Source organism: Micromonospora sp. R311 (assembly GCF_056780015.1).
In genome coordinates this window covers 19,917-44,372 of the sequence record NZ_JBSWCE010000015.1, presented here as the reverse complement: position 1 = coordinate 44,372, position 24,456 = coordinate 19,917, and the positions used below count along the sequence as shown (strand labels likewise).

Below are 24,456 nucleotides of genomic sequence, written 5' to 3'. Positions count from 1 at the left end.
CAAGACGTGATCACCGTCAATGCCCGGCGGCGGGGCACCGGCAAACCGCCGCCGGGGAGTGGAATCACGCCAGCTCGTCGGCCCGGTCGCCGTCCGCCGCCGCCCGGGGCGCGGGCAGGTCGACGGTACGCACCGGACCGGTGAACCACCGCCGGGCCGAGGCGTACCACCAGAGCGCGACCAGCAGCAGCACCCCGCCCACCGCGAGCGGCGCGTAGTTCACCGCCGACCAGGTGAAGTCCGGGTTGCCGGGCACCCCGGCGGGGACGATCGGCAGCACGAAGTAGATCGAGATCACCGCGATCTCGATCACCGCGATCCAGCCGAGGAGCTTGTACCTGCGGCCGAGCGTCCACGGCCCCGGGGTGAACCGGTCGCCCATCCGCAGCCGCAGGAAGATGGGGATGATGAACGACAGGTAGAGCCCGATCACCGCGACCGACACCACCGCGTAGAAGGCGACCGGAATGCCGTCCGGGCTCTGGTAGAGGGCGGGCAGGGTGAGCAGCAGGCCGGCCAGGGTGGCGCCGATGATCGCGTTCACCGGAGTGCCGTTGCGGTCCACCCGGGACCAGAGCCGCCAGCCCGGCACGGCCCGGTCCCGGCTGAACGCGTACGCCATCCGGCTCATCGAGGTCACGCAGCTCATCCCGCAGAAGAACTGCCCGATGGTGGAGATGATGATGACCGTCTTGAAGAAGAACGGGGTCAGCGCGGACTCGAAGATCGCGCCGGAGAAGCCGTCCGCCGCGTTGACCGCCTCGACGTCCGTGGCGGCGAAGAGGAAGGCCAGCAGCAGGATCCAGCCGCCGACCGCCGAATAGAAGATCGACTGCCAGAGGCCGCGGGCGGCGGCCTGGGAGGCGCCCCGGGTCTCCTCGGAGACGTGCGCGCAGGCGTCGAAGCCGGTGATCGTGTACTGGGTGAGCAGGAAGCCCAGCGGCAGCACGTAGAACCAGAAGGTCAGCCCGCCGGTGTCCCCGTCGCCGAAGCCGGAGTTGTTGAACCGCTCGGTGAAGACGAACTGGAAGCTCTGGTGGTCGTCCGGGACGAGGACCAGGATGGCCACCACCGCGGCCGCGCCGGCCACGTGCCACCAGACCGAGACGTTCTGCAGCACGTCGATGATCCGGTGGCCGAGAATGTTGATCAGGCCGTGCAGCACCAGGATGACCACGAAGAGCCCGAACGTCTGGCGCAGCGTCCCGGCCCAGCCGTCGAAGAGCGCCGACAGGGTGAGGTTGAGGAAGGTCGCGCACCCGTAGTCGACCGACGCGGTGACCGCGACCAGCCCGATCAGGTTGAGCCAGCCGGTGAACCAGCCGTGCACCGGCTTGCCCATCCGCGCCGCCCACCAGTAGATCCCGCCGGCGGTCGGGTAGGCGCTGACCAGCTCGGCCAGGCAGAAGCCGATGATCAGGATGAACAGCGAGATGAGCGGCCAGCCCCAGGAGACCGCGACCGGCCCGCCGTTGTTCCACGCCTGACCGAAGGTGGTGAAGCAGCCGGCCAGGATGGAGATGATCGAGAACGAGATGGCGAAGTTGGAGAAGCCGCTCCACTTGCGGCGCAACTCCTGCTTGTAACCGAGTTCGGCGAGTCGTCGGGCGTCGTCGTCCATCGGTTGCTCGGCGGTCGGCGCGGGCGTCGTGGCCACTGCACACCTCCTCGAGGCGGTCCTCGGTGCGAGTGCGCAAAGTCTCGCCCCGACGATCAAGGCGGTCAATACATTAGGCGTGGGAATGTCACCGCCCGCCGGGCTAATTGCCTTGCCGGACCGGCGTCCCGGCCGCATCCTTGACGTCGTGACCAGGCCCGATCGCGACGGGCCGGCGCCGGGCGCTCGGACCGCCCCGGCACCGCGGCGGCGCGGGGCACGTCACCTCTCTCTCACTCGTACGGCGGTGCGCCGTACCCGACGCCCGCCCCGCGCCGCCGCCATCCCTCAGGTCAACAGCAGCCCGGCGACCCAGAGCGCGGCGATGACCAGGCCGGCGAGGAACTCCACCAGCATCGACAGGCCGGCCGCCGCCACCGCCTGCTTCGTCGCCGGCCAGGCCAGCCGGGAGTCGCCCAGCCGCAGCCGCTCCGCCGCCCACACCCCACCGATGAAGCCGAGCACCAGCCCGACCACCGGGACGACGAAGAAGCCGACCAGCCCCAGCAGCCCGCCGGCGAGCAGCGACGAGGTGGGCACACCGGTGCGCTTCAGGTTCCGCCCCGGCCAGGCGTACTTGACCACGACTCCGCCCAGGGCCACCAGGGTGGCGGCGGCGAGCACCGCCCAGCGGCCGGCACCGGCCCCGCCGAAGAGCGCCCAGACCAGCACCCCGCCCCAGCAGAGCGGCAGCGCCGGCAGCCCGGGCACCACCACCCCGGCCAGCCCAGCCAGGATGGCCAACGCGGCGAGCACCGAGACCGCCGCCTGCGAATCCGTCAGGCTCATGCCGGCACTCCGCTTCGCTCCGTGCCGCCATGAGGCACCACCGCACCGCACCGATGATTCGCTCGCTGACGCTCGCTCATGCCGGCACTCCGCTTCGCTCCGTGCCGCCATGAGGCACCACCGCACCGCACCCCTGATTCGCTCGCTGACGCTCGCTCATGCCGCCGCCTCCCCGCCGCGGAGCCGGGCGGTGATCTGGTCGGCCGGCATCGGCGGGCCGAAGTACCGGCCCTGCCCGGTGTCGCAGCGCAGCGCCCGCAGCCGCTCGGCCTGCACCGGGGTCTCCACCGCCTCGGCGGTGACCCACAGCTCCAGCGCGTGCGCCAACCGGACCAGGGCGTCGACGATCCGCTCGTCCCGGTGGTCGGCGGCCGCCTCGGCGGCGTCGCCGCGGATCCCCTCCACGAACGGCCCGGCCAGCTTGACGCAGTGGATCGGCAGCCGGCGCAGGTACGCCAGGTTGGAGTAGCCGGTGCCGAAGTCGTCGATGGCCAACCGTACGCCGAGCGCGGCGAGCCGGTGCAGCGAGCGCAGCGGCTCCCCCGCGGTGCCCATCACGGCGCTCTCCGTCAGCTCCAGTTGCAGCAGCTCCGCCGGCAGCCCGGTGGTGGCCAGCACGTCCGCGACGGTGTCCACGATGGCCGGATCGTCGGCCTGCCGGGCGGCCAGGTTGACGCTCACCACCAGCCGCGCGTCCGGGAACTGGCGCCGCCACCGCTCGGCGTCCCGGCAGGCCTGCCGGAGCACCCACTCGCCGAGCCGGACGATCAGCCCGGTCTCCTCGGCCAGCCCGATGAACCGGTCCGGGCCGATCAGGCCCAGCTCCGGGTGCTCCCACCGGACCAGCGCCTCCACGGCGAGCATCGAGCCCTCCAGCAGCGAGACGATGGGTTGGTACCGGAGCACGAACTCGCCCCGGTCCAGCGCGGCGGGCAGCCCGGCGACCAGCGCGGACCGGGCGATGTCCCGGGCGCTGCGCTCCGGATCGTAGACCGCCCACCGGCCCCGCCCCTCGGCCTTGGCCCAGTACAGCGTGGTGTCGGCGGCCTTCATCAACTCCGAGGCGTTGGTGCCGCCGACCGGGCACTCCACGATGCCGACGCTGGCCGAGACGGCCAACTGCTGGTCGCCGACGTGCACCGGGGCGGCGACCGCGGCCAGCGCGGCCTCGGCGACCGCCACCGCGTCGTCCATCCCGTCGCCGTCGTCGACCAGGATGACGAACTCGTCACCGCCCATCCGGGCCACCAGGTGCCCCCGGCTGGCCACGCACTCGGCCAGCCGCCGGGCGATCACGATCAGCAGGCGGTCGCCGAGGTCGTGACCGAGGCTGTCGTTGATCGCCTTGAAACCGTCCAGGTCGAGGAAGCAGATCCCGATCCGGTGCTCGGGCGCCGCGGCGCCGAGGATCCGACCCAACGTCTCGAAGAACAGCGTCCGGTTCGGCAGGCCGGTGAGCGGGTCGTGCAGCGCCTGGAAGCGCAGCCGCTGCTGGAGCTCGTACCGCTCGGTGATGTCCTCGATCATCGCCACGGTGAACCGGGGCCGGCCGTCGTCGTGCCGGATCAGCGACACCGCCAGGTCGGTCCAGACCGCGCTGCCGTCCTTGCGGTGGTAGCGCTTCTCCACCCGGGCGGCGTCCTGCTTGCCCTCGACCAGCTCCTGGTAGAGCTCCCACATGCCGGCGGCGTCGTCGGCGTGGAACAGCGACGCCACGTTGAGCTGCCGCAGCTCGTCGACGGAGTAGCCGAGCATGTCGGCGAACGCCTGGTTGACCTCGATGATCCGCCCGTCCACCCCGGCGATGCCGATCCCGATCGCCGCGCCGGTGAAGACCGCCCGGAACCGGGCCTCGCTGTCCCGCAGGGCCTGCTCCACCTCGTCCCGGGCCTGCCAGGCCGACCGCGCGATCCGCTCCTGCTGGCTGAAGGTGCGGTCGCGCAGCGCCCGGGCGAACCCCTCGGCGAGCCCGCCCTGCAGGCCCGCAATCCGCCCGGCCGCCGCCTCGGGGTGTGCCCGGGCCGGCACCACCTCGGCGAGGAACCGCTCCCCGAGCGACCGCACCGACCAGTCGAGCATGCGGGGTTCGGTCAGGTGCGCCTCGACCAGCGCCCGGCCGACCTCCTCGGCCGGCCGGGCGGTGAACGCCTCGGCGAGCAGGGCCTGCGCCAGCCGCACGGTGTGCAGGAGCAGCAGCCGCTCGGTCTCCGCCGCGCTCATCGGCACGAACCCGAGCCGGCGCACCGCCCGGGCCCAGTCGGCCGCGTACCCCTGGGCGCCGGTCCGGCTGATGTCGTCCCCGTCGGGGTCCGGGACGGCGGCCATGGCTCAGCCGGCGGGCTGGTCGTACCGGGCGACGCCGCCGAAGGCGCCGAACCGCTCCGGGTGGTCGTCCACGTCGGACGGTGAGTCGGGCCGCCAGAGCGGCATGTGCACCACGCCGGGCTCCAGGATGGTCCAGTCACCGAAGAAGCCGGTGATCTCGGCCCGGGAGCGCAGGGTGATCTCGGTGTCGGTACGCGCCGAGAGCCGCTGCGCGTCGAGCATCTCCTGCGGCTGGTCCTCGAAGGTGGAGTGGGACAGCACCAGGTGGCTGCCCGGCGCGGCGGCGGCACGGAGGGTGGCCAGGATCTCGCCCGGCCGGTCGGCGTCCGGGACGAAGTGCACCACCCCGGCCAGCAGGATGCCCATCGGCCGGCTGAAGTCGAGCAGCTTCAGCTCCCGGGCCTCGGCGAGGATCCGCTCCGGCTCGCGCAGGTCGGCGTGGATCACCCCGGTCAGGTCGTTGCCGGCGAGCAGCTCGCGGCTGTGCGCCACCGCGACCGGGTCGATGTCGACGTAGACCACCCGCGCCTGCGGGTTGGCCGACTGGGCCACCTCGTGCACGTTGCCGACGGTCGGGATGCCGGAGCCGATGTCGAGGAACTGGTCGATGCCGGCGTCGAGCAGGGCCCGGACGGCCCGGCGGAGGAACTCCCGGCCGGCGCGCATGGTGGCCGCCAGGTTCGGGGTCATGCTGGCGATCTGCTCGGCGAGCTGCCGGTCGATCTCGAAGTTGTGCGCCCCGCCCAGGAAGTAGTCGTAGACCCGGGCCGCGCTCGGCCGGGAGAGGTCGATCTCGACGGGAGGTCCGTCCGGCATCTGCACTGCTGCACCCCAAGTCGTCGCCGCGGTGCGGGAGGGAACCGGTGTCGCCGGGCGCGTGCGAGCACCGGCGGCGCCACCGACCGACCCGCGGATCGTGTGGTGCTGACCACAATAGGCCTGGCTGTCCCCTCTCGGGGAGGTCAGCTGAGCGACCGGGACCGATCTCCGACGGCTGCCCGGAGCGGGCCGGCCGCCACCGGCCCCGGCGTCGCGGCGCGGCCGGGTGTGCCGATGCCGGATCGGGCGTCGCGGCCCGCGCGGGTCAGCCCACCGACTCCAGCAGCAGCGAGATGCCCTGCCCGACGCCGACGCACATGGTGGCCAGCGCCCGCCGGCCGCCCCGGCGGCGCAGTTCCAGCGCGGCGGTCAGCGCCAGCCGGGCGCCGCTGGCGCCGAGCGGGTGGCCGAGCGCGATCGCCCCGCCGTTGGGGTTGACGTGCTCGGCGTCCTCCGGCAGGCCCAACTCGCGCAGCACCGCGACGGACTGCGCGGCGAACGCCTCGTTCAGCTCGATCACGTCGACCGCGTCGAGGCCGACGCCGAGCCGGTCCAGCAGCTTCCGGGTGGCCGGCACCGGGCCGACGCCCATGATCCGGGGGGGCACACCGGCCGCGGCGGCTCCGCTGACCCGGGCCAGCGGGGTGAGGCCGTACCGGGCCACCGCCGCCTCGCCGGCGACCAGCAGCGCCACCGCGCCGTCGTTGACCCCGGAGGAGTTGCCGGCGGTCACCGTGCCGCCCTCGCAGAACGGGGTGGGCAGCGCGGCGAGCTTCTCCAGCGAGGTCTCCCGCGGGTGCTCGTCCACCTCGACCAGCCGGGTGCCCTTGCGGCCCTCCGGCACGGTCACCGGCACGATCTCCTCGGCGAACCGGCCGTCGGCCTGCGCCTTGGCGGCCCGCTGCTGCGACCGGTACGCGAACGCGTCCTGCGCGGCCCGGTCGACGCCGTACTCGGCGGCGACGTTCTCCGCCGTCTCCGGCATCGAGTCGATGCCCCAGTGCCGCTTCATCAGCGGGTTGACCAGCCGCCAGCCGATGGTGGTGTCGTAGACCTCCGCCGTGCGGGAGAACGCCGAGGTGGCCTTCGGCATGACGAACGGGGCCCGGCTCATGCTCTCCACCCCGCCGGCCACCACCAGCTCGGCCTCGCCGGCGACCACGGACCGGGCGGCGGTGGCGAGCGCGTCCAGGCCGGAGCCGCAGAGCCGGTTCACCGTGCTGCCGGGCACCTCCTCGGGCAGCCCGCCGAGCAGCGCCGCCATCCGGGCCACGTTGCGGTTGTCCTCGCCGGCCTGGTTGGCGCAGCCCAGGATCACGTCGTCCACCCGCGCCCAGTCCACCGACGGGTGCCGGGCGACCAGCTCGCGGATCACGTGCGCGGCCAGGTCGTCGGGGCGTACGCCGGCCAGGGCGCCGCCGTACCGGCCGATCGGGGTGCGGACACCGGCCACCAGGTATGCCACGGTCATCGCGAGTCCTTCGGGGTGGGAAGGGTGGGACGGGAGCGTCCACCGGGTCGCGGGGGTACGCCCGGCCGCCAGGATATCCGCGCCCCGCGCCGATAGGTTGACGGCATGACCCGCGCCCAGTTCAGCGCAGAGACCAGCGGCGGCGGCGAGTTCGTCCGGCAGCCCAACCGGTTCACCGACCGGGTCACCCCGCACTCGACGTCCCCGCCCGGCGGCGGGCCGGACGAGCAGGGGCGGTGGCCGCTGGAGGCCGGCCGCTACCGGCTGATCTGGTGTCGGGCCTGCCCCTGGGCGCACCGGGCCCGGATCGTGCGCGGCCTGCTCGGCCTCGAGGACGTCATCTCGCTGGGCACCGTCGACCCGATCCGGGACGAACGGGGCTGGCGGTTCAGCCTCGACCCGGACGGGTTCGACCCGGCGCTGGGCATCGGGTACCTCTCCGAGGCGTACCTGGCCACCGACCCGGAGTACGCCGGCCGGGTGACCGTGCCGGCGCTGGTCGACACGGTCACCGGGCGGGTGGTCACCAACGACTACCCGCGGCTCACCCTGGATCTCGCCACCGAGTGGCGGCGGTTCCACGCCCCCGACGCGCCCGACCTCTACCCGGTGGAGCTCCGGCCGGAGCTGGACACGCTGATGGCGGAGATCCACCGGGACGTGAACAACGGCGTCTACCGCTGCGGCTTCGCCACCTCGCAGGAGGCCTACGACGAGGCGTTCCCGGCGCTCTTCGCCCGGCTGGACGCGCTGTCGGAGCGACTCTCCACGCGCCGCTACCTGATGGGTGACACGATCACCGAGGCGGACGTGCGGCTCTTCACCACGCTGGTCCGCTTCGACGTGGCGTACCACGGCCACTTCGCGTGCAACCGGCACAAGCTGACCGAGATGCCGGTGCTCTGGGCGTACGCCCGGGACCTGTTCCAGACCCCCGGCTTCGGCGAGACGGTGGACTTCGACCACATCAAGCGGCACTACTACGGCACCCACGAAACGATCAATCCCACCCGGATCGTGCCACTCGGCCCCGACCTGTCCGGCTGGACCACCCCGCACGGGCGTGGCTGAACCGGGCCGGGCGGGCCCGGGCGGGAGCGGGTACCGGGCCGCCGTCGCGGCGGCCGCCGCCGGTTGCACCCTCGCCGGCTCGCTCGCGGTGACGGTCGCCGTGCTCGCCGGTCCCAACCCGGGTCTGGCCGGGTACGTCAGCGAGGCCGGCATCGCCGGCACCGGGCACGCCCGGACGTACCGGATCGGGGTCTTCGCCCTGGCCGCGGCGCTGCTGCTGCTGGCCGCGGCGCTGCCACCGGCGCTGCGCACCGCGGCCGGGCTGCTCGCCGCCGGCGGGGTCTGCACGGTGCTCTCCGGCGCGGTGCCGTGCAGCGCGGGCTGCCCGCTGCCGCCGTTCGAGCGGGCGACCGTGGCGGACCTGGTGCACGGGGGCGCGAGCATCGCGGCGACCGCCACCGTGGTCTTCGCGATGGTGGCGCTGCTGGCCACCCCCGGCGCGCCAGCGGCGCTGCGCCGGATCGCCGGCCTGGGCGCGGCGCTGGCGCTGCCGCTGGCCACCGCGATCGGACTGGCGATCCTGCTGGTCGGGCGGGGCGGGCTGGTCGGCGCGCTGGAGCGGCTGCTGCTCGCGGTGGTGGCCGGCTGGGGCCTGGTCACCGCCACCACGCTCGGGCTGGCCGCCGATCGGGACGCACGGATCAACCGGTCGTGAACACCGTGTAAGGACCGTCACGTCCGCCGCTCCTTCCGGCGCCGGAGCGGCGAAGAGTAGCCTCGGCGGGCGATGACCAATGTCTGGCACCTGACCGTGCGCCTGTACGTCGACCTCCGACTGCAGGCCAGCGGCGTCTGTCCGGCGCAGCCGCTCTCCTGACGCTGCCCTGACCGACCCCAGACCCCTTGGACGCATCCGCATGTCTTCCGCCCTGCGCAAGATCCCCTTTTCCGTGCAGATCCTGCTCGGCCTCGTGCTCGGCGTGGCGCTCGGCTTCCTCGCCCGCGCCAACGACCTGAGCTGGCTGGCCAGCACCCTCGACACCGTCGGCGGCCTCTTCGTCCAGCTGCTGAAGCTGGCCGTGCCGCCGCTGGTCTTCACCGCGATCGTGGTCAGCGTGGTCAGCCTGCGCGGCGTGGCCAACGCCGCCCGGCTGGCGCTGAAGACTCTGCTCTGGTTCGGCGTCACCGCGTTGATCGCGGTGAGCGTCGGCATCGGGCTCGGCCTGCTCACCGACCCCGGCCGGGGCGTCACGCTGGACGTCGCCGGCGCCACCGCGCCGAAGAGGACCGGCTCCTGGACCGACTTCCTCACCGGCATCGTGCCGACCAACCCGGTCGGCGCGTTCTTCGAGGGCAACGTGCTCCAGATCGTCTTCCTCGCCCTGGTCGTCGGTGCCGCCGCGCTGCTGGTCGGCGAGGCCGCCGAGCCCTTCGTGGCGCTCAACCGCTCGCTGCTGGAGATCGTTCAGAAGGCGCTGTGGTGGGTGATCCGACTCGCCCCGATCGGCACCCTCGGCCTGATCGGCAACGCCGTCGCCGCGTACGGCTGGGACCTGGTGGCCCCGCTGGCGCGGTTCACCACCGCCGTCTACGTCGGTTGCGCGATCGTGCTCTTCGTGGTCTACCCGCTGCTGCTGGCGGCGGTCGGCCGGCTCAACCCGGTGCGCTTCTTCGCCGGCGCGTGGCCGGCCATCGAGCTGGCCTTCGTCTCCCGCTCCTCGGTGGGCACCATGCCGGTGACCCAGCGCTCCGTCGAGCGGCTCGGCGTGCCCCGCGAGTACGCCTCGTTCGCGGTGCCGTTCGGCGCCACCACGAAGATGGACGGCTGCGCCGCGATCTACCCGGCGCTCGCGGCGATCTTCGTCGCCCAGGTCTTCGGCGTGGACCTCGGCGTCACCGACTACCTGCTGATCGCCTTCGTCTCGGTGGTCGGTTCGGCGGCCACCGCCGGCCTGACCGGCGCGATCGTCATGCTCACCCTGACCCTGAGCACGCTGGGCCTGCCGCTGGCCGGCGCCGGCCTGCTGCTGGCGATCGACCCGATCCTGGACATGATCCGCACCGCCACCAACGTGGCCGGGCAGGCGCTGGTGCCGACCATCGTCGCCGCCCGGGAGGGCACCCTCGACCGCACCGCGTACGACTCCGCCGGCCGGCGCTCGGTCGGCCCGGCGGACGCGGACGCCCGGCCGGCCCGCACCGACCAGCCCAGCCCCGTCCCGGCCTGAGCCCGACACCCGGCGCGGACCCCCGGCCCGGGGGTCCGCGCCGGCGTCCGGAGAGGATGTCGCCATGAGTGTGCTGTTCTCGCCGTTGGCCCTGCGCGCGGTGACGCTGCCCAACCGGATCGCCCTGGCGCCGATGTGCCAGTACACCGCCGGGCCGGACGGCCTGCCGACCGACTGGCACCTGGTGCACCTGGGTGCCCGCGCGGCCGGCGGCGTCGGGCTGGTGCTGACCGAGGCGACCGCGGTGCTGCCGGAGGGGCGGATCAGCCCCCAGGACACCGGGCTCTGGTCGGGCGCGCACGTCGACGCCTGGCGGCCGGTGACCGCGTTCCTCGCCGCGCACGGCGCGGTGCCGGCGGTGCAGCTCGCGCACGCCGGGTTCAAGGCGTCGACGTACCGGCCGTGGGCAGCGCGGCGGGGCGGGGTGCCCGACGCCGAGGGCGGCTGGAGCCCGGTCGGCCCGGGTGCCGAGCCGTTCCAGCCGGACTACCGGGTGCCGACCGCGCTGGACGCGGACGGGATCGCCGGCGTGGTCGAGGCGTTCTCCACCGCGGCCGGCCGGGCGGTGGACGCCGGCTTCGCGGCGGTGGAGATCCACGCCGCACACGGCTACCTGCTGCACGAGTTCCTCTCCCCGCTGACCAACCACCGCCGCGACGACTACGGCGGCGACCGGGCCGGCCGGATGCGGCTGACCCTGGAGGTGGCCCGCGCGGTCCGCGCCGCGGTCGGCGAGGACGTCCCGGTGCTGGCCCGCATCTCGGCCACCGACTGGTTGCCCGGTGGCTGGACCGTCGAGGACAGCGTGGTGCTGGCCGGGGAACTCGCCGGCGCGGGCGTGGACCTGGTCGACTGCTCCTCCGGCGGGGCAGCCGTCGGCGCGACCATCCCCGTCGGCCCCGGCTACCAGGTGCCGCTGGCCGCCCGGGTGCGCCGGGAGGCGGGCGTCGCCACCGGCGCGGTCGGGCTGATCGTCGAGCCGGAGCAGGCCGAGCGGATCGTCGCGGCCGGCGAGGCCGACCTGGTGCTGCTCGGCCGGGAGCTGCTGCGCGACCCGTACTGGCCGCACCGCGCCGCCGCCAAGCTCGGCGCCACCCCCACCTGGCCCGCCCAGTACCTCCGCGCCACCTGACCCCACCCCACCACCCCACCCACCCCACCACCCCCACCCCGCCCGCCTTCGCTGCGTTGATCATGAGGTTAGCGGGGCGTTATGTCCGTTTCGTCACCGTCAACCTCATGATCAACGAGCTGGGGCGGGGCGGGAGGGCGCGGGAGGGCACGGGGTGGGGGTTAGCCGGCCAGGTGGGACCAGTGGGGTTCGAGGTCGCGCCAGGGGCCCTGGGCGGCGACCGTGCCGGCCTGGAGCACCACCACGTGGTCGGCGCGGACCAGGGCCGCCCGTTTGGACGTCGAGCCGATCACGGTGACCCCGTGCTCGCGCAGCGCCCGCCAGAGCGCCAGCTCGGTGGTCACGTCCAGCGCGGAGGAGACGTCGTCGGCGACCAGCAGCTCGGTCCGCGGCGCCAGCGCCCGGGCCAGCGCCAGCCGCTGCAACTGCCCGCCGGAGAGCCGGGTCCCCTTGTGCCCGATCAGCAGCCCCAGCCCGCCACCGGCGGCGGTCAGGTCGTGCTCCAGCTGGGCGGTCGCCACGGCGCCCACCGCGTCGACCGGGTGGCCCAGGGTGATGTTGTCGGCCACCGTGCCGGAGAGCACCCGGGGCAGCTGGCCCACGTAGCCCACCTGGTTGGGGCGCAGGAACAGCTCCGGCTCGGTGACCGGCTCGCCGTTCCAGGTCAGCCGGCCGGTGTGGTGCACGATCCCGGCCAGCGCCCGCAGCAGCGACGACTTGCCCGACCCGACCGGGCCGACGACCAGCACCAACTGGCCACGCTCGACGGTCAGGTCCACGTCGCGCACCGCCACCGTGCCGTCCTCGTGCCGCACGCCGAAGCCGGTCAGCTCCAGCCGGCGCAGCGGGTGCCGTGGCGGCACCGCCGGGGCGGGGGCCGTGCCCGCGCCCAGGTCCACCCCCGGCACCCCCGCCGAGTACGCCGCCACCCCGGTCATCGCCACCGTCCGCCGGGTCCACACCCGTGCCGACGGGTACTGGGAGACCAGGGACGCGGTGGTCCAGGCGAACCATCGGGCCGCGCCGAGCGTGGCGACCGCGACCAGGGCCGCCCCGGCGGAGAGCTCACCGGCCAGCAAGAGCGCCCAGGCGCCGATCGGCAGCAACCCGCTGACCAGCGACGGGGTGGACCGGGCCCAGACCTGCACGGAGATCTCCCGACGCTGCCGGTCGCTGCGCACCACGTCCAGGTCGGCGAGGTGGGTCAGCACCGGTCGGGTGGCCCCGGCCAGCTTCACCGTACGGGCCGCGGAGAGCGTGGAGACCAGCGCGGTCGCGAACGCCGCCCGCGCCGCCACGGTGGCCCGGGCGGAGCGCTCCAGCAGCGGCCCGAACAGCGTCGCGGCCAGCCCGGAGACCACCATCGTGCCGAGGAAGAACAGCGCCGGAACGATGCTGCCGGTGATCGCGGTCATCGCCACCAGCAGCACCAGCGAGATGAACTGGTCGAGCAGGTTGTCGGCGAGCTGCACCACCCGCTCGGTGTCGCCGCCCTGGGCCACCACCTCGGCCGGGGTGTGCCCGCTGACCCGGCGCGGCCCGGTCTGGCCGTGCACCAGGCGCAGGCTGATCCGCAGCATCTGCCGCACCCACCAGTGCGGAAACCAGACGTTGGTGGCGTAGTGCATCGGCATGGTCGCCAGCAGCGCGGCGACGATCCCGAGCGCGGGCTTGTAGGGGTCGCCCAGGCCGTCCACCAGGTCGGCCCAGAGCCAGGGCAGCAGCGGCCCGTCCAGGCCGAGCACCATGATCGCGACGAAGATCGCGACCGCCACGAGACCGTAGCGGGCGTCGTTGCAACAGAGCCGGAAGATCTCCCGCAGCGTCCGCGCCGGGGCCGGTGGCGGCAGCGGCAGCGGCTCGGCCTTCGGCGGGGCCACCGCGCGGGCCGGCTCCGGCGCCCGCTCCGCCTCGGTCGGCGCCCAGCCGCCCGGCGATTCCGGCACGATCAGCAGGTCGGTGCCCCCGCCGGCCCGCACCCCCGACCCCACCTGCGCGTACGCGGTGGAGTGGCTGGTCGCGAGCAGCTCGGCGAACCGCTCCGACTCGCGCAGCGGCCCGGCCTCGACCACCGCGCCGTCGGCCATCACCACCACCTCGTCGCAGCGCCGCACCGAGGAGAGCCGGTGAGCGATGACGATGCCGATCCGGTCGCGCAGCAGCCGTTCGGTGGCCTGCTGCACCCGGGCCTCGGTGACCGGATCGAGCCGGGCAGTGGCCTCGTCCAGGATCACCACGTGCGGGTTCCGGACCAGGATCCGGGCGAACGCGACCAGCTGCTCCTGCCCGGCCGAGAGCACGTGCCCGCCTTCGCCGAGCCGGGTGTCCAGCCCGTCCGGCAGCTCGGCGATCCAGCCGGCCAGGCCGAGTTCGTGCAGCGCCCGGGCGGCGTCGTCGAGCAGGTCCGGGTCGAAGAGCGCGACGTTCTCGGCGAGCGTGCCGGCGAGGATCTCGGTGCGCTGCGGCACCACGGCGATCCACCGGCGCAGCTCGTCGAGGTCGAGGTCGAGCAGGTCCCGGCCGGCCAGGAAGACCGTGCGCCGGGGCAGGTCGACCGCCCGGGTGAGCACCTTGGCCAGGGTCGACTTGCCCGAACCGGTCCGCCCGACCAGGGCGTACGAGCGGCCCCGGACGAAGGTCAGGTCGACCCCGCGCAGCGCGGGCCCGCGCTCGCCGTCCGGGTCGGTGGACGGGTAGCGGAAGGTGAGGTCGCGGATCAGCAGGTCACCGTCGGTCGGCGCCACCCCGCCGGTGGGCTCCTGCCGGGAGTTCTCCAGCAGTTGGACGCGGGCCCACGCGCCGAGGGCGTACTGGAGTTCCGGCACCATCCGCGCGACGTGCTCGACGGTCAGCCCGAAGCCCAGCGCGAGCAGCCACACCGCGGTCAGCCGGGCCCCGTCGACCCGGCCGGTGGCCAGCGCCCACGCCCCGCCGAGCACCACCGCGGCGATCCCACCCCGGGTGACCCCCGCGGCCACCGTGGTGACCTTGGCCGACATCCGCCACACCCGGACCCCCCGGGACAGCACCTCGGCCGCCCGCCGGGCGTAGAGGCGCAGCACGTACGGCCGGGCCAGGCTGGTACGGACGTCGTCCTGCCCGTGGATCGCCTCCTCCATCACCGCGGCCAGGTCGGACCAGGCCTCCTCCTCGGCCATCCGGGCCGGGCCGATCCGGGCGGTCGGGCGGCGCAGCGCGACCGCCAGCACGGCGGTGAGCAGCAGCATGCCGACCCCGACCGGCCACCAGACGGCGAGCGCGACGACCGCCGAGAGCAGGCCCACGGCCAGCCCCTGCGCGATCCGCACACCGTGGTTACGCAGCGAAGCGGCCACCTGGTAGACGTCGCCGTCGATCCGGTCGAGCAGCTCACCGACCGGGGTGGTCTCCAGGGTGGGCAGGTCCTGCCCGAGCGCCACCCGGCACAGCCGGCGGCGCACCTGCGCGGACCAGTCCGCGGTCAGCCCGGCCATCAGCAGGCTCACCGCGAGGTCGCTGAGCACGGCGGCGACCAGGCCCACCGCCAGCGCGGCGAAGAACCCGCCCGAGCGGTGCACCAGCACCGGCCCGGCCAGCGCGGACGCGGCCGCCTGGCCACCCGCGCCGAGCACGATCAGGCAGGTCACGATCGCCATCCGGCGCGGCGAGGTGGCCCACAGATCTCGGAGCAGGCGCATGGAAGGTCCTCCGGCATCGGTGGGGGAGGTTCCAGCCTGCGTGCTCCGCCGGGCCGGTTCAACGGATTTATCCGCCGGGGAGGATCGGTGTCACCACTCCGGGTGACCGCCGCGGCGGTCGGCCGGTGGCGCGGTCAGGTCGACGCGACCCGGCGGACGATGCCGAGCAGCGCCATGAGCGCTGTCCAGCACCGGCGGCGGGTCAGAAGAGCACGGTGGCCAGCGTGCCGACCGGGCGAAAGCCGCAGCGTTCGTAGACCCGGCGGGCCGGCAGGTTGAAGTCGTTGACGTAGAGGCTGACCGTGGGCGCCGCCCGCAGCAGCGCGTCGCGTACCACGGCCGCCATCGCCGCGGTGGCGATCCCCCGGCCGCGCCACTCCGGGGCCACCCAGACCCCCTGCACCTGGGCGGTCCGGCGGGTGACCACCGCCAGCTCGGCCTTGAAGACCACCTGACCGTCGACGAAGCGGGCGTACGCCCGACCGGCCCGGACCAGGTCGGCGACCCGCCGCCGGTAGGTGCGCCCGCCGTCGTCGGCGAGCGGCGAGACGCCGACCTCCTCGGTGTACATCGCCACCGCCGCCGGAAAGAGGCGGTCGATCTCCCCGCTGCGCACCCGCCGCACCTCCGGGTCGGCCGGCACCACCGGCAGCGCGTCCGTGGCCAGCAGCGGCTGGTTGGGGCGTACGTCCCGGGCGGGGCCCCAGGCCGCGGCGAGGCGGTCCCAGAGCCCGAGCACGGCGTCGGCGCGGCCCACGATCGACGAGCAGAGCCGCTCCTCGCCGGCGAGCAGGTCGGCGTAGGCGGCCACGGCCGGTTCGGTGGCGAGCACCGGGGTGAGGTTGCCGCCCAGCCAGCAGACCGACTCCAGGTTGCGGCGGGGGCCGTAGCCCAGCACCCGGCCTTCGGCGCGCCACCAGGCCAGGCCGCGCGCGGCGACCCGCTCGGCGACCTGCGCGCCCGCGAACGGGTCCAGGTCGAGCAGTCGCTCGACCGCGCGGCGCTCCGATTCCCCCAGTTGCCGTACCGGCACCGTCAGCACGCCTATCAGCCTGCCATGACCGGCCCCCGGCTCGCCGGCTGAGTGACGAGTCCGGCTAGGCAGCCGGCCGTTGTGGGTCCGGCTGGCACGGGACCTGCCGTATCCGGTGGAGCAGGTCCGGTCGATCACCCTGCTGTGCGAGGGTGGGCGGCTGTTTCTCGACGTCACCGCCGAAGTCCCCGTCGTCACCTATCCGCCTGGTGAGGAGCCGGATCCGGGCCGGGTGGCCGGGGTGGATCTGGGGATCATCCACCCGTACGCGGTGGCCGGCCTCGACGGTGAGGGGCTGTTGGTGTCGGGGCGGGCGATCCGCGCCGAGCACCGCATGCACCTGACCGACACCAAGGCGCGCCGCCGGGCGGTGGCCCGCCGGGCCCCGAAGCCGGGTCAGCGGGGCTCGCGCCGGTGGCGCAAGTATCGGCGTCGGGCGCGGCAGGTGGAGGGCCGGCACCGGCGGCGGGTCCGCCAGGCCCAGCACGAAGCCGCCCGAACCGTCATCGCCTGGGCCCAGCAGCAGCGGGTCGGGGTGCTGCACGTCGGCGACCCTCGCGGCGTGCTCGACATCGCTGCCGGGCGGCGGCACAACCTGCGGCTACGGCAGTGGCAGATCGGCCGGCTCATCCAGATCCTCACCGACAAGGCCACCGAAGCGGGCATCACCGTCCGCCTCGTCGATGAACGCGGCACCTCCTCCACCTGCCCCGCCTGCCACCGACGCGTGCCGAAACCCCGCGGCCGGACCCTGTCCTGCCCACACTGCGCGTTCTCCGGGCACCGTGACCTCGTCGCGGCCGCCACCATCGCCACCCGCACCCCGGGCGGCGGACCCACCACCCCCACCGCAGCCACTCCAGTGCCGGAGGTGATCACGCACCGTCGAGCCGGCCGGCACCTACCCGGCGCCGGCCAGTCCCGACGTGACCCCCGCCGCCCACCCCGGACGGCGCGCGGATCAGTTGGCCCGCGGAGGCCCGCCCCACCACCCCGTGGGGAGTCGCTCAGCTTTCAGGGTGAGGATCCACAACACCACCGGACACCCGGTGAACGTTGGTGGACACCGCACTAGCCCACGGTCACCGGGTGGGCGGCAGGCGGCGGGACCCGGGTCCGGGCGGCCCACCGGACCACCACCGGCACCAGCGCCCCGAGCAGCAGGAACAGCCCGCCGAGCAGCAACCACCCCGGCACGCCCCAGCCGATCGCCATGGTGGTCACCACCACCGGCGCGAGCATCTTGCCCAGCTCGTAGCCCATGCTGTAGGCGCCCTGGTACTGCCCGTGGGCGTGCTCGGGCGCCAGCCCGAACGAGATGCCCCACCCGGCGGCGGAGTGCCAGAGTTCGCCGATCACGTGCGCCAGCGCCCCACAGGCCAGCAGGCCGATCGCGGCGCCGGTCGGCAGGTCGCCCGCGGCGGCGAACAGGACGCAGGCGGCGGCGATGGCGACCCCCGCGCGCCGGGCCGCCCGACCGGCCCCGACCAGGCTCTCGGTGCCCCGGGCGGCGCGCACCTGGAACAGCACCACCATGCCGGTGTTGACCAGCATCAGCCCGGAGATCACCCAGGCCGGGGCCCGGGTGTGCCCGGCGATCCAGAGCGGCAGGGCGATGTTGAGCAGGCCGAAGTGCATCGACATCAGCCCGTCGAGCACGGTGAACGCCAGGAACGGGCGGTCCCGCAGCGCGATCAGCCGCGGGCCGTGCGCCGGGGCGGGGGCCGGGGCGATCACCGGCAGCCGGGTGAACACCGCGGCGGCGGCCAGGTAGGTCGCCGCCGCGGTCAGGATGAGTGCCAGGTAGCCGGCGCGGGTGTCCACGGCGATGGCGAACCCGGCCAGCACCGCCCCGAGCGAGATCCCGACGTTGGTGGTGGCGCGCAGGTAGGCACGGGTGCGTACCCGCTGCTCGGCCGGGACGGAGCCGGCGATCAGCGCGCCCCGGGCGCCCCGGTCCGCCGCGTCCGCGAGGGCGGTGGCGGCGCCCACGGCCAGGAACGCCGGGAACGACCGGACGGTCACCAGGCCGGCGGTCAGCGCACCGCCGGCCACCAGCGCGGCGATCTGGGTGCCGCGCGGGCCGAGCCGGTCGGCGAGGTAGCCGGTCGGGGCGCTGGCCAGCAGGCCGACCAGCGCCGAGACCGTCAGGCCGAGCCCGACCTCGGTGGCGGTGAGCCCGACCGAGCGGGTGAGGAAGAGCGCGCTGGCCACCAGCCAGAGGCCGCGGCCGACGGTCCGGACCAGGGTGCCGAGGGTGAGGATCCGGGCCGGGCCCGGGTCGGGAAGCAGTCGCACCCCGCAACCCTAACAAGACGTACGTACGGTTTGTAGCTGGCTCCGCCATTACCTTGTCGTCGACACATTGTCGATATATCGTTGATGCATCAGCGACAGTTACGAGGGAGAGTGGTGAGGATGGGACTTCACCGCAGGCTGCACGAGCTGCACGGGGCGCGGATGCGCGGCTTCGGATTCCCGCCCGGCCCGCCCGGCCACGGCGGTTGGGGCGGCTTCCCGCCCGGCCACGGCGGGGGCCGGGGCGGCGGTTGGGGTGGCCGCGGTCGGGGCCGGGGACGCCGGCCCAACGTCCGTCACGCCGTCCTGGCGCTGCTCGTCGAGCGGCCGATGCACGGCTACGAGATGATCCAGGAGATCGACTCCCGCACCGGCGGCGCGTGGCGGCCGAGCCCGGGCTCGGTCTACCCGACCCTCCAACTGCTGGAGGACGAGGGCATGATCGTGGCCGCCACCGACGAGACCGGCGGTGGGCGGAAGCGGTTCGCGCTGACCGACGCCGGCCGGGCGGAGGCGACCGAGGCGGCGCAGACCCCGCCGTGGGCGGAGTTCGCCCAGGGCACCGTCGACAGCTGGCACGACATCCGGGACGCCGGCGCGCAGGCGATGCACGCCCTGCGCCAGGTGATGATGACCGGCACCGACGACCAGCGGGAGCGGGCGGCGCAGGTGCTCGACGAGACCCGGCGCAAGCTGTACGCCATCCTCGCCGAATCGGCGTGACCTGCCCCCGGGCAGCAGGCGGATCGCGCCGCCGACCGGTCGCCCGCCCTGGGCACCGGGACCGGGCCGCCGGGACGCGGAAAGAGTGGTCATCCACGGGGGATGACCACTCTTTCCGTCGGGTTCGGGGGTCCGGCGGGCGCCGGACCGGTCAGTGCACCGTGACGGTGGGGCCGGGGACCATGCCGCGCAGCTCCTCGGGCAGCTCGGCGCCCATCTCCTCGGCGATGCGCAGCGCCTCTTCGATCAGCGTCTCCACGATCTGCGCCTCGGGCACGGTCTTGACCACCTGCCCCTTGACGAAGATCTGACCCTTGCCGTTGCCGGAGGCGACGCCGAGGTCGGCCTCGCGGGCCTCGCCGGGGCCGTTCACCACGCAGCCCATCACGGCCACCCGCAGCGGCACCGGCAGCCCCTCCAGGCCGGCGGTGACCTCCTCGGCGAGCTTGTAGACGTCCACCTGGGCCCGGCCGCAGGACGGGCAGGAGACGATCTCCAGGCCGCGCTCGCGCAGGCCCAGCGACTCCAGGATCGCCGCGCCGACCTTGATCTCCTCGACCGGCGGGGCGGAGAGCGAGACCCGGATGGTGTCGCCGATCCCCTCGGCCAGCAGCGCCCCGAAGGCGACCGCCGACTTGATGGTGCCCTGGAAGGCCGGGCCGGCCTCGGTGACACCCAGGTGCAGCGGGTAGTCGCACTTCTCGGCGAGCAGCCGGTACGCCCGGATCATCACCACCGGGTCGTTGTGCTTCACCGAGATCTTGATGTCCCGGAAGCCGTGCTCCTCGAAGAGCGAGCACTCCCAGAGCGCCGACTCGACCAGCGCCTCGGCGGTGGCCTTGCCGTACTTGGCGAGCAGCCGCTTGTCCAGCGAGCCGGCGTTCACGCCGATCCGGATCGGCACCCCGGCGTCGCCGGCTGCCCTGGCGATCTCCTTGACCTTGTCGTCGAACTGCCGGATGTTGCCCGGGTTCACCCGCACCGCGGCGCAGCCGGCGTCGATCGCGGCGAAGACGTACTTCGGCTGGAAGTGGATGTCGGCGATGACCGGGATCTGCGACTTCTTCGCGATCGCCGGCAGCGCCTCGACGTCGTCCTGGCTGGGCACGGCGACCCGGACGATCTGGCAGCCGGACGCGGTCAGCTCGGCGATCTGCTGGAGCGTGGCGTTGACGTCGGCGGTGAGGGTGGTGGTCATCGACTGCACGGAGACCGGCGCGCCACCGCCGACCGGCACCGAGCCGACCATGATCTGGCGGCTGGCCCGGCGCGGCGCGAGCGGCGGGGGCGGTACGGCGGGGATACCGAGACTGACAGCGGTCACTTCAGGCACTCACCTTGAGAAGAGCGTGATCGGGTTGACGACGTCCGCCGTGATGGTCAGCAGCGTGAACGCGCCACCGATCAGGATCACCGCGTACGTGAAGGGCATGAGCTTGAAATAGTCGACCCGGCCCGGGTCGGGCCGGCCGATCCGGGCGTACACCCAGGAGCGGGCCCGCTCGAACCAGGCGATGGCGATGTGCCCGCCGTCCAGCGGCAGCAGCGGCAGCAGGTTGAACACACCGATGAAGAAGTTCAACGACACGAACAGCATGAAGAACCCGTACCAGGCGTCGTTCGCCACGAACTCGCCGCCGAGCCGGCTGGCGCCGACCACGCTGATCGGGGTGTCCATGTCCCGCTCCCCGCCGGTGATCGCGGTCCACAGGGCGGGGACCTTCTGCGGGATGCGCTGCATGGCGTGCGCCGTCTGCACCGCCATGTCGCCGGTGAAGTCGGCGGTGGCGCCGACCGCGCCGACCGGCCCGTACGACACTCGGGTCGGGGTGCTGGGGATGAGGCCGACGCCGAGCGCGGCCACGTCGGCGACGGCGCCCTTCGGGTCGTCCAGCGGCGGGCGCTGGGTCTTCGCCAGCACCGCCTCCGTGCCTCCCGGCTGGCCGTCCCGGACGTACGCGATCTTCGCCGTCTCGCCCGGCCTGAGGGTGCGCAGGGTGGTGAGCAGGTCGCCGTAGTTGTTGATCGGCGCGCCGTTGACCGCGGTGATCCGGTCGCCGTCGCGCAGCTGCGCCTGGGCGGCCGGGCTGGCCGCGTCGGCGGCGGTGCAGGCGCGCAGCGCATTCTCCGGCACCACGCAGTCGGAGAGCCGAATGACGGCCGGTTCCTTGCGAACCTCGGCCTCGGTGCTCGGGAAGTCGGGGTTGGGCAGGCCGACGGAGACCGACATGATCCAGAGCGCGCCCAGGGCCAGGGCGAAGTGAACGACGGAGCCCGCGGACATCACGATCGTCCGCTTCCAGACCGGGTACCGCCACATGGCTCGCGGCTCGTCCGCCGGGTCCACGTCGTCGTCCTGCGGCGTCATGCCCACGATCTTGCAGAAGCCGCCGAGCGGGATGCCCTTCAGCCCGTACTCCGTCTCACCCCGCTTGAAGGACCAGAGGGTCGGGCCGAAGCCGACGAAGTAGCGGGTGACCTTCATGCCGAACCTCTTGGCGGTCAGCATGTGCCCCGCTTCGTGCAGGCTCACCGAGACGAGGATGAACACGGCAAAGAGCGCCACCCCGAGCACGTTTGCCATCAAGCTCCTTCCACCGATCCCTCGATGATCTCCTGCGCGTGCGCGCGCGCCCACGACTCGGCGGCGAGCACGTCCTCGACGGTACCTGGTTCGGCGAAGTCGGGAGCCTCCTCGAGCACCCGCTCGAGGGTGTCGACGATGCCGAGGAACGGCAGCCGGCCGGCCACGAACGCGGCCACGCACTCCTCGTTCGCCGCGTTGTAGATCGCCGGGCGGCAGCGCCCGGCCTGGCCGGCGGCCTTGGCCAGCGCGACCGCCGGGAACGCCGCGTCGTCCAGCGGGGCGAACTCCCAGGTGTGGCTGGCCGTCCAGTCGACCGCGGCGGCGGAGTCGGGCACCCGGTCCGGCCAGCCGATACCCAGCGCGATCGGCAGCCGCATGTCCGGCGGGCTGGCCTGGGCGAGGGTGGACCCGTCCACGAACTCGACCATCGAGTGGATCACCGACTGCGGGTGCACCATCACGGTGATGTCGGCGTACGGCACGTCGAACAGCTCGTGCGCCTCGATCACCTCCAGCGCCTTGTTCACCATGGTCGCGGAGTTGATCGTGACGACCGGGCCCATGTTCCAGGTCGGGTGGGCCAGCGCCTGCTCCGGTGTGACCTCGGTCAGCTCGTCGCGCCGCTTCCCCCGGAACGGGCCGCCGCTGGCGGTGACGATCAGCCGGCGCACCTCGCCCCGGCTCCCGCCGCGCAGGCACTGGGCCAGCGCCGAGTGCTCGGAGTCCACCGGGACGATCTGCTCCGGCCGGGTCACCGCCGCCCTGACCAGGGAGCCGCCGGCCACCAGCGACTCCTTGTTGGCCAGCGCGAGGGTACGCCCGGCGCGCAGCGCGGCCAGCGTCGGCGCCAGCCCCAGCGAACCGACCACGCCGTTGAGCACGATGTCGCAGGGGCACTGCGCCAGCTCGGTCATCGCGTCCGGCCCGGCGACGATCTTCGGAAGCTTGAAGTCGCCGGTGGCCCAGCCCCGGCGGCTCGCCTCGGCGTAGAAGGCGAGCTGGAGGTCCTGCGCCGCGGACGCCTTCGCCACCCCGACCGCGTCGACACCCAGCTCCAGCGCCTGGGCGGCGAGCAGGTCGACGTTGCCGCCGCCGGCGCCGAGCGCGACCACCCGGAACCGGTCCGGGTTGCGCCGCACGATGTCGATGGCCTGGGTACCGATCGAGCCGGTGGAGCCGAGCAGGACCAGTTCTCGGGGGGAGGTCACGGGGCCATTCTTCCCCAGCCCCACTGCGCCCCCGGCGGGAGCCTCAGCCTTCCCCGGTGGCCTGCTCCTGCGCCGACGCCTCCTCGCCCAGCAGCTCGGCCGGGTCCGGCGACGCGGATCCCGTCAGCGACGGCCGCCTGGCCGGGCAGGTCAGGCGGGGCCGAGGCAGAACACCACGTCGACGTAGTCGGAGCGCTTCTCCCAGTTCGAGTAGTGGAACTCGGTGAAGTCGGCGGCCTCCCGCTCGCACACCGCCCTGGCCTGCGCCTCGTCGGTGATCGCCCGCTCGACCCGGGCCACGACCCGCTGGGTCCCGGGGCCGCAGTCGGCGATCTCGAAAACCGGACTCTCCGCGCTGCCGACGTTGCGTACGCACTGCCCTGCCTGCACGAACTGCTCGTCACCGTTGGCTGTGGCGGTGGGCACGCCGGCCGCGCCGCTCACCTGCGTCGTCGGTGACGTGACGGGCCCGTCGCGGTCGATCAGCTGGACCACCAGACTGAGGATGCCGGCAACGGCGCCGGCCGCACCGAGCCAAGCGAAGAGGGACCACAGCCGGCGGCCACGGCTCGGCCTGTTCTCGTCTTCCATCACGTTTCCTCCGACGCCCGGCCGGTTTCATCACGACGCTGAGGTTGATCAGGCATCAACACTGGCATACGGCGAGGGGGCCGCGGCACCGCGAACCGTCTGCGAGCCGGCCCGCGCAAGGGACGACGATCACTGCACGGCAGCTGTTCACGCAGGTCAGGCGGCACGCGGCGGGGCGGCGGTTCCCCATTTCCCACCGCCCGTCACATCAATTGTCGGATGTCTGACCTCCGCGGACGCGACGGAGGGCAGGAACTGTCGGAGTCGCCCGCCGGCCTTGAGGTGCGGGTCGTGGGGCGGTGCCCCGTGTCCACGGCGACGCGGTCCACGGACCCACAGTCAGCACCGCACCCGGGCCGGCCGGGTCAGGCCGAAACCGTCAGGCAGTGAGCCCGGTGCCGGCGGACAGCAGGCCTCGGCCACGCAGGAAGTCGGCGAGCGTGTCGCGGTCGGGCGGGGCCAGCCCAGCGATGGGGACCGGGACGACCTGCTGACGGTTGATCTTGAGGAGCAACTGGCCGGCGATCGGTTCGACCGATTCCAGCGCCTCCCAGCGGAGCAGGCTCTCCATCAGCGCCGAATCCATCCGCACTCCCTCGTCGGTGAAGCGCCAAGCGATCGGGATGCCGTAGGTCTTCCAACTCGCCTGGACCGCACTGCGCACCACCAGCGGCGGCAGGAGCCAGAGGACGACCGCCCCCACCAGCAAACCCACCGCCACCACCGGCTCGTCGTCGAGCGCGGCGACCGCCGCCGGCAGGAGCAGGACGAAACCGCAGAGCGTGAACGGGAACAGGCCCCGGCGCAGCGTGCGGCGCAGCGCGTGCGTCAGCAGGCGTCGGTCCGGCTGCGTCTCGAAACTGATCATCACGGCCGAAGACGATACGGCCGTCCCCGCCCAGGCGCT

General features: G+C 73.8%; 19 protein-coding genes. 6 read left to right on the top strand and 13 right to left on the bottom strand.

Annotation, left to right across the window (positions count from 1 at the left end):
* Positions 1-64: 64 nt before the first annotated feature.
* The 5 genes from AC1WTP_RS14755 to pcaF all read right to left on the bottom strand — a co-directional run bounded on the left by AC1WTP_RS14755 (position 65) and on the right by pcaF (position 7,061).
* A complete protein-coding gene (locus AC1WTP_RS14755; RefSeq protein WP_481649818.1) occupies positions 65-1,657 on the bottom strand; it encodes an amino acid permease in 1,593 nt (530 codons plus the stop codon).
* A 288-nt stretch (positions 1,658-1,945) separates the two neighbouring features.
* Entirely contained in the window at positions 1,946-2,446 is a 501-nt protein-coding gene (locus AC1WTP_RS14750) for a DUF456 domain-containing protein (RefSeq protein ID WP_481649817.1), read from the bottom strand.
* Positions 2,447-2,602: 156 nt separating this feature from the next.
* The gene (locus tag AC1WTP_RS14745; protein WP_481649816.1) at positions 2,603-4,771 is read right to left on the bottom strand and encodes a putative bifunctional diguanylate cyclase/phosphodiesterase; all 2,169 of its coding nucleotides are present in this window, start codon (positions 4,769-4,771) and stop codon (positions 2,603-2,605) included.
* A gap of 3 nt (positions 4,772-4,774) precedes the next feature.
* A complete protein-coding gene (locus AC1WTP_RS14740) occupies positions 4,775-5,593 on the bottom strand; it encodes an SAM-dependent methyltransferase (RefSeq protein ID WP_481649815.1) in 819 nt (272 codons plus the stop codon).
* A gap of 262 nt (positions 5,594-5,855) precedes the next feature.
* Complete coding sequence (gene pcaF, locus AC1WTP_RS14735) at positions 5,856-7,061, bottom strand: 3-oxoadipyl-CoA thiolase (protein WP_481649814.1); 1,206 nt, start codon at positions 7,059-7,061, stop codon at positions 5,856-5,858.
* Positions 7,062-7,166: 105 nt separating this feature from the next.
* Between pcaF and AC1WTP_RS14730 the strand changes: the two genes are divergently transcribed.
* The 4 genes from AC1WTP_RS14730 to AC1WTP_RS14715 all read left to right on the top strand — a co-directional run bounded on the left by AC1WTP_RS14730 (position 7,167) and on the right by AC1WTP_RS14715 (position 11,432).
* Positions 7,167-8,132, top strand: coding sequence for a glutathione S-transferase family protein (locus AC1WTP_RS14730; protein WP_481649813.1), 966 nt, complete (start codon positions 7,167-7,169; stop codon positions 8,130-8,132).
* The gene (locus AC1WTP_RS14725) at positions 8,125-8,787 is read left to right on the top strand and encodes a DUF998 domain-containing protein (protein WP_481649812.1); all 663 of its coding nucleotides are present in this window, start codon (positions 8,125-8,127) and stop codon (positions 8,785-8,787) included. Before AC1WTP_RS14730 ends, AC1WTP_RS14725 begins: the two co-directional genes overlap by 8 nt.
* A 214-nt stretch (positions 8,788-9,001) precedes the next feature.
* Positions 9,002-10,300 carry a dicarboxylate/amino acid:cation symporter gene (locus AC1WTP_RS14720; RefSeq protein ID WP_481649916.1) on the top strand — a complete coding sequence of 433 codons (1,299 nt, stop codon included), beginning with the start codon at positions 9,002-9,004 and terminating at the stop codon, positions 10,298-10,300.
* 64 nt (positions 10,301-10,364) lie between these two features.
* Positions 10,365-11,432: an NADH:flavin oxidoreductase/NADH oxidase gene (locus AC1WTP_RS14715; RefSeq protein WP_481649811.1), complete on the top strand. Its 1,068-nt coding sequence runs from the start codon at positions 10,365-10,367 to the stop codon at positions 11,430-11,432.
* Positions 11,433-11,593: 161 nt separating this feature from the next.
* Here the strand turns inward: AC1WTP_RS14715 and AC1WTP_RS14710 are convergent, their stop codons facing one another.
* Positions 11,594-15,109, bottom strand: a complete 3,516-nt coding sequence (locus AC1WTP_RS14710; RefSeq protein WP_481649810.1) for an ATP-binding cassette domain-containing protein — start codon at positions 15,107-15,109, stop codon at positions 11,594-11,596.
* Positions 15,110-15,311: 202 nt separating this feature from the next.
* Positions 15,312-16,151: a GNAT family N-acetyltransferase gene (locus AC1WTP_RS14705; RefSeq protein WP_447135601.1), complete on the bottom strand. Its 840-nt coding sequence runs from the start codon at positions 16,149-16,151 to the stop codon at positions 15,312-15,314.
* A 70-nt stretch (positions 16,152-16,221) separates the two neighbouring features.
* On the opposite strand from AC1WTP_RS14705, the gene AC1WTP_RS14700 reads away from it, so the two are divergent.
* Positions 16,222-17,217: an RNA-guided endonuclease InsQ/TnpB family protein gene (locus AC1WTP_RS14700; RefSeq protein WP_481649809.1), complete on the top strand. Its 996-nt coding sequence runs from the start codon at positions 16,222-16,224 to the stop codon at positions 17,215-17,217.
* Here AC1WTP_RS14700 and AC1WTP_RS14695 read toward each other — a convergent pair.
* Complete coding sequence (locus AC1WTP_RS14695) at positions 17,214-18,440, bottom strand: MFS transporter (protein WP_481649808.1); 1,227 nt, start codon at positions 18,438-18,440, stop codon at positions 17,214-17,216. The two genes, AC1WTP_RS14700 and AC1WTP_RS14695, sit on opposite strands and share 4 nt — an antisense overlap.
* Positions 18,441-18,560: 120 nt before the next feature.
* On the opposite strand from AC1WTP_RS14695, the gene AC1WTP_RS14690 reads away from it, so the two are divergent.
* Entirely contained in the window at positions 18,561-19,163 is a 603-nt protein-coding gene (locus AC1WTP_RS14690) for a PadR family transcriptional regulator (RefSeq protein WP_481649807.1), read from the top strand.
* A gap of 151 nt (positions 19,164-19,314) precedes the next feature.
* Here AC1WTP_RS14690 and ispG read toward each other — a convergent pair whose 3' ends face one another.
* The 5 genes from ispG to AC1WTP_RS14665 form a co-directional block, all read right to left on the bottom strand.
* Complete coding sequence (gene ispG / locus AC1WTP_RS14685) at positions 19,315-20,487, bottom strand: flavodoxin-dependent (E)-4-hydroxy-3-methylbut-2-enyl-diphosphate synthase (protein WP_481649806.1); 1,173 nt, start codon at positions 20,485-20,487, stop codon at positions 19,315-19,317.
* Positions 20,488-20,496: 9 nt separating this feature from the next.
* Entirely contained in the window at positions 20,497-21,747 is a 1,251-nt protein-coding gene (locus tag AC1WTP_RS14680; protein WP_481649805.1) for a M50 family metallopeptidase, read from the bottom strand.
* Positions 21,747-22,958, bottom strand: coding sequence for a 1-deoxy-D-xylulose-5-phosphate reductoisomerase (gene dxr, locus AC1WTP_RS14675; protein WP_481649804.1), 1,212 nt, complete (start codon positions 22,956-22,958; stop codon positions 21,747-21,749). The genes AC1WTP_RS14680 and dxr overlap by 1 nt, the downstream gene beginning before the upstream one ends.
* A 150-nt stretch (positions 22,959-23,108) precedes the next feature.
* A complete protein-coding gene (locus tag AC1WTP_RS14670; protein WP_481649803.1) occupies positions 23,109-23,549 on the bottom strand; it encodes an LppU/SCO3897 family protein in 441 nt (146 codons plus the stop codon).
* Between the two features lie 379 nt (positions 23,550-23,928).
* Positions 23,929-24,420, bottom strand: a complete 492-nt coding sequence (locus AC1WTP_RS14665) for a YcxB family protein (protein WP_481649802.1) — start codon at positions 24,418-24,420, stop codon at positions 23,929-23,931.
* Between the last annotated feature and the right edge of the window lie 36 nt (positions 24,421-24,456).

What these genes read in the sequence shown, in the direction of transcription:
- AC1WTP_RS14750 (WP_481649817.1), bottom strand. Translation starts at nt 2,446, where the DNA reads ATGAGCCTGACGGATTCGCAGGCGGCGGTCTCGGTGCTCGCCGCGTTG.
- AC1WTP_RS14745 (WP_481649816.1), bottom strand. Translation starts at nt 4,771, where the DNA reads ATGGCCGCCGTCCCGGACCCCGACGGGGACGACATCAGCCGGACCGGC.
- pcaF (WP_481649814.1), bottom strand. Translation starts at nt 7,061, where the DNA reads ATGACCGTGGCATACCTGGTGGCCGGTGTCCGCACCCCGATCGGCCGG.
- AC1WTP_RS14730 (WP_481649813.1), top strand. Translation starts at nt 7,167, where the DNA reads ATGACCCGCGCCCAGTTCAGCGCAGAGACCAGCGGCGGCGGCGAGTTC.
- AC1WTP_RS14715 (WP_481649811.1), top strand. Translation starts at nt 10,365, where the DNA reads ATGAGTGTGCTGTTCTCGCCGTTGGCCCTGCGCGCGGTGACGCTGCCC.
- AC1WTP_RS14710 (WP_481649810.1), bottom strand. Translation starts at nt 15,109, where the DNA reads ATGCGCCTGCTCCGAGATCTGTGGGCCACCTCGCCGCGCCGGATGGCG.
- AC1WTP_RS14690 (WP_481649807.1), top strand. Translation starts at nt 18,561, where the DNA reads ATGGGACTTCACCGCAGGCTGCACGAGCTGCACGGGGCGCGGATGCGC.
- AC1WTP_RS14680 (WP_481649805.1), bottom strand. Translation starts at nt 21,747, where the DNA reads ATGGCAAACGTGCTCGGGGTGGCGCTCTTTGCCGTGTTCATCCTCGTC.
- AC1WTP_RS14670 (WP_481649803.1), bottom strand. Translation starts at nt 23,549, where the DNA reads ATGGAAGACGAGAACAGGCCGAGCCGTGGCCGCCGGCTGTGGTCCCTC.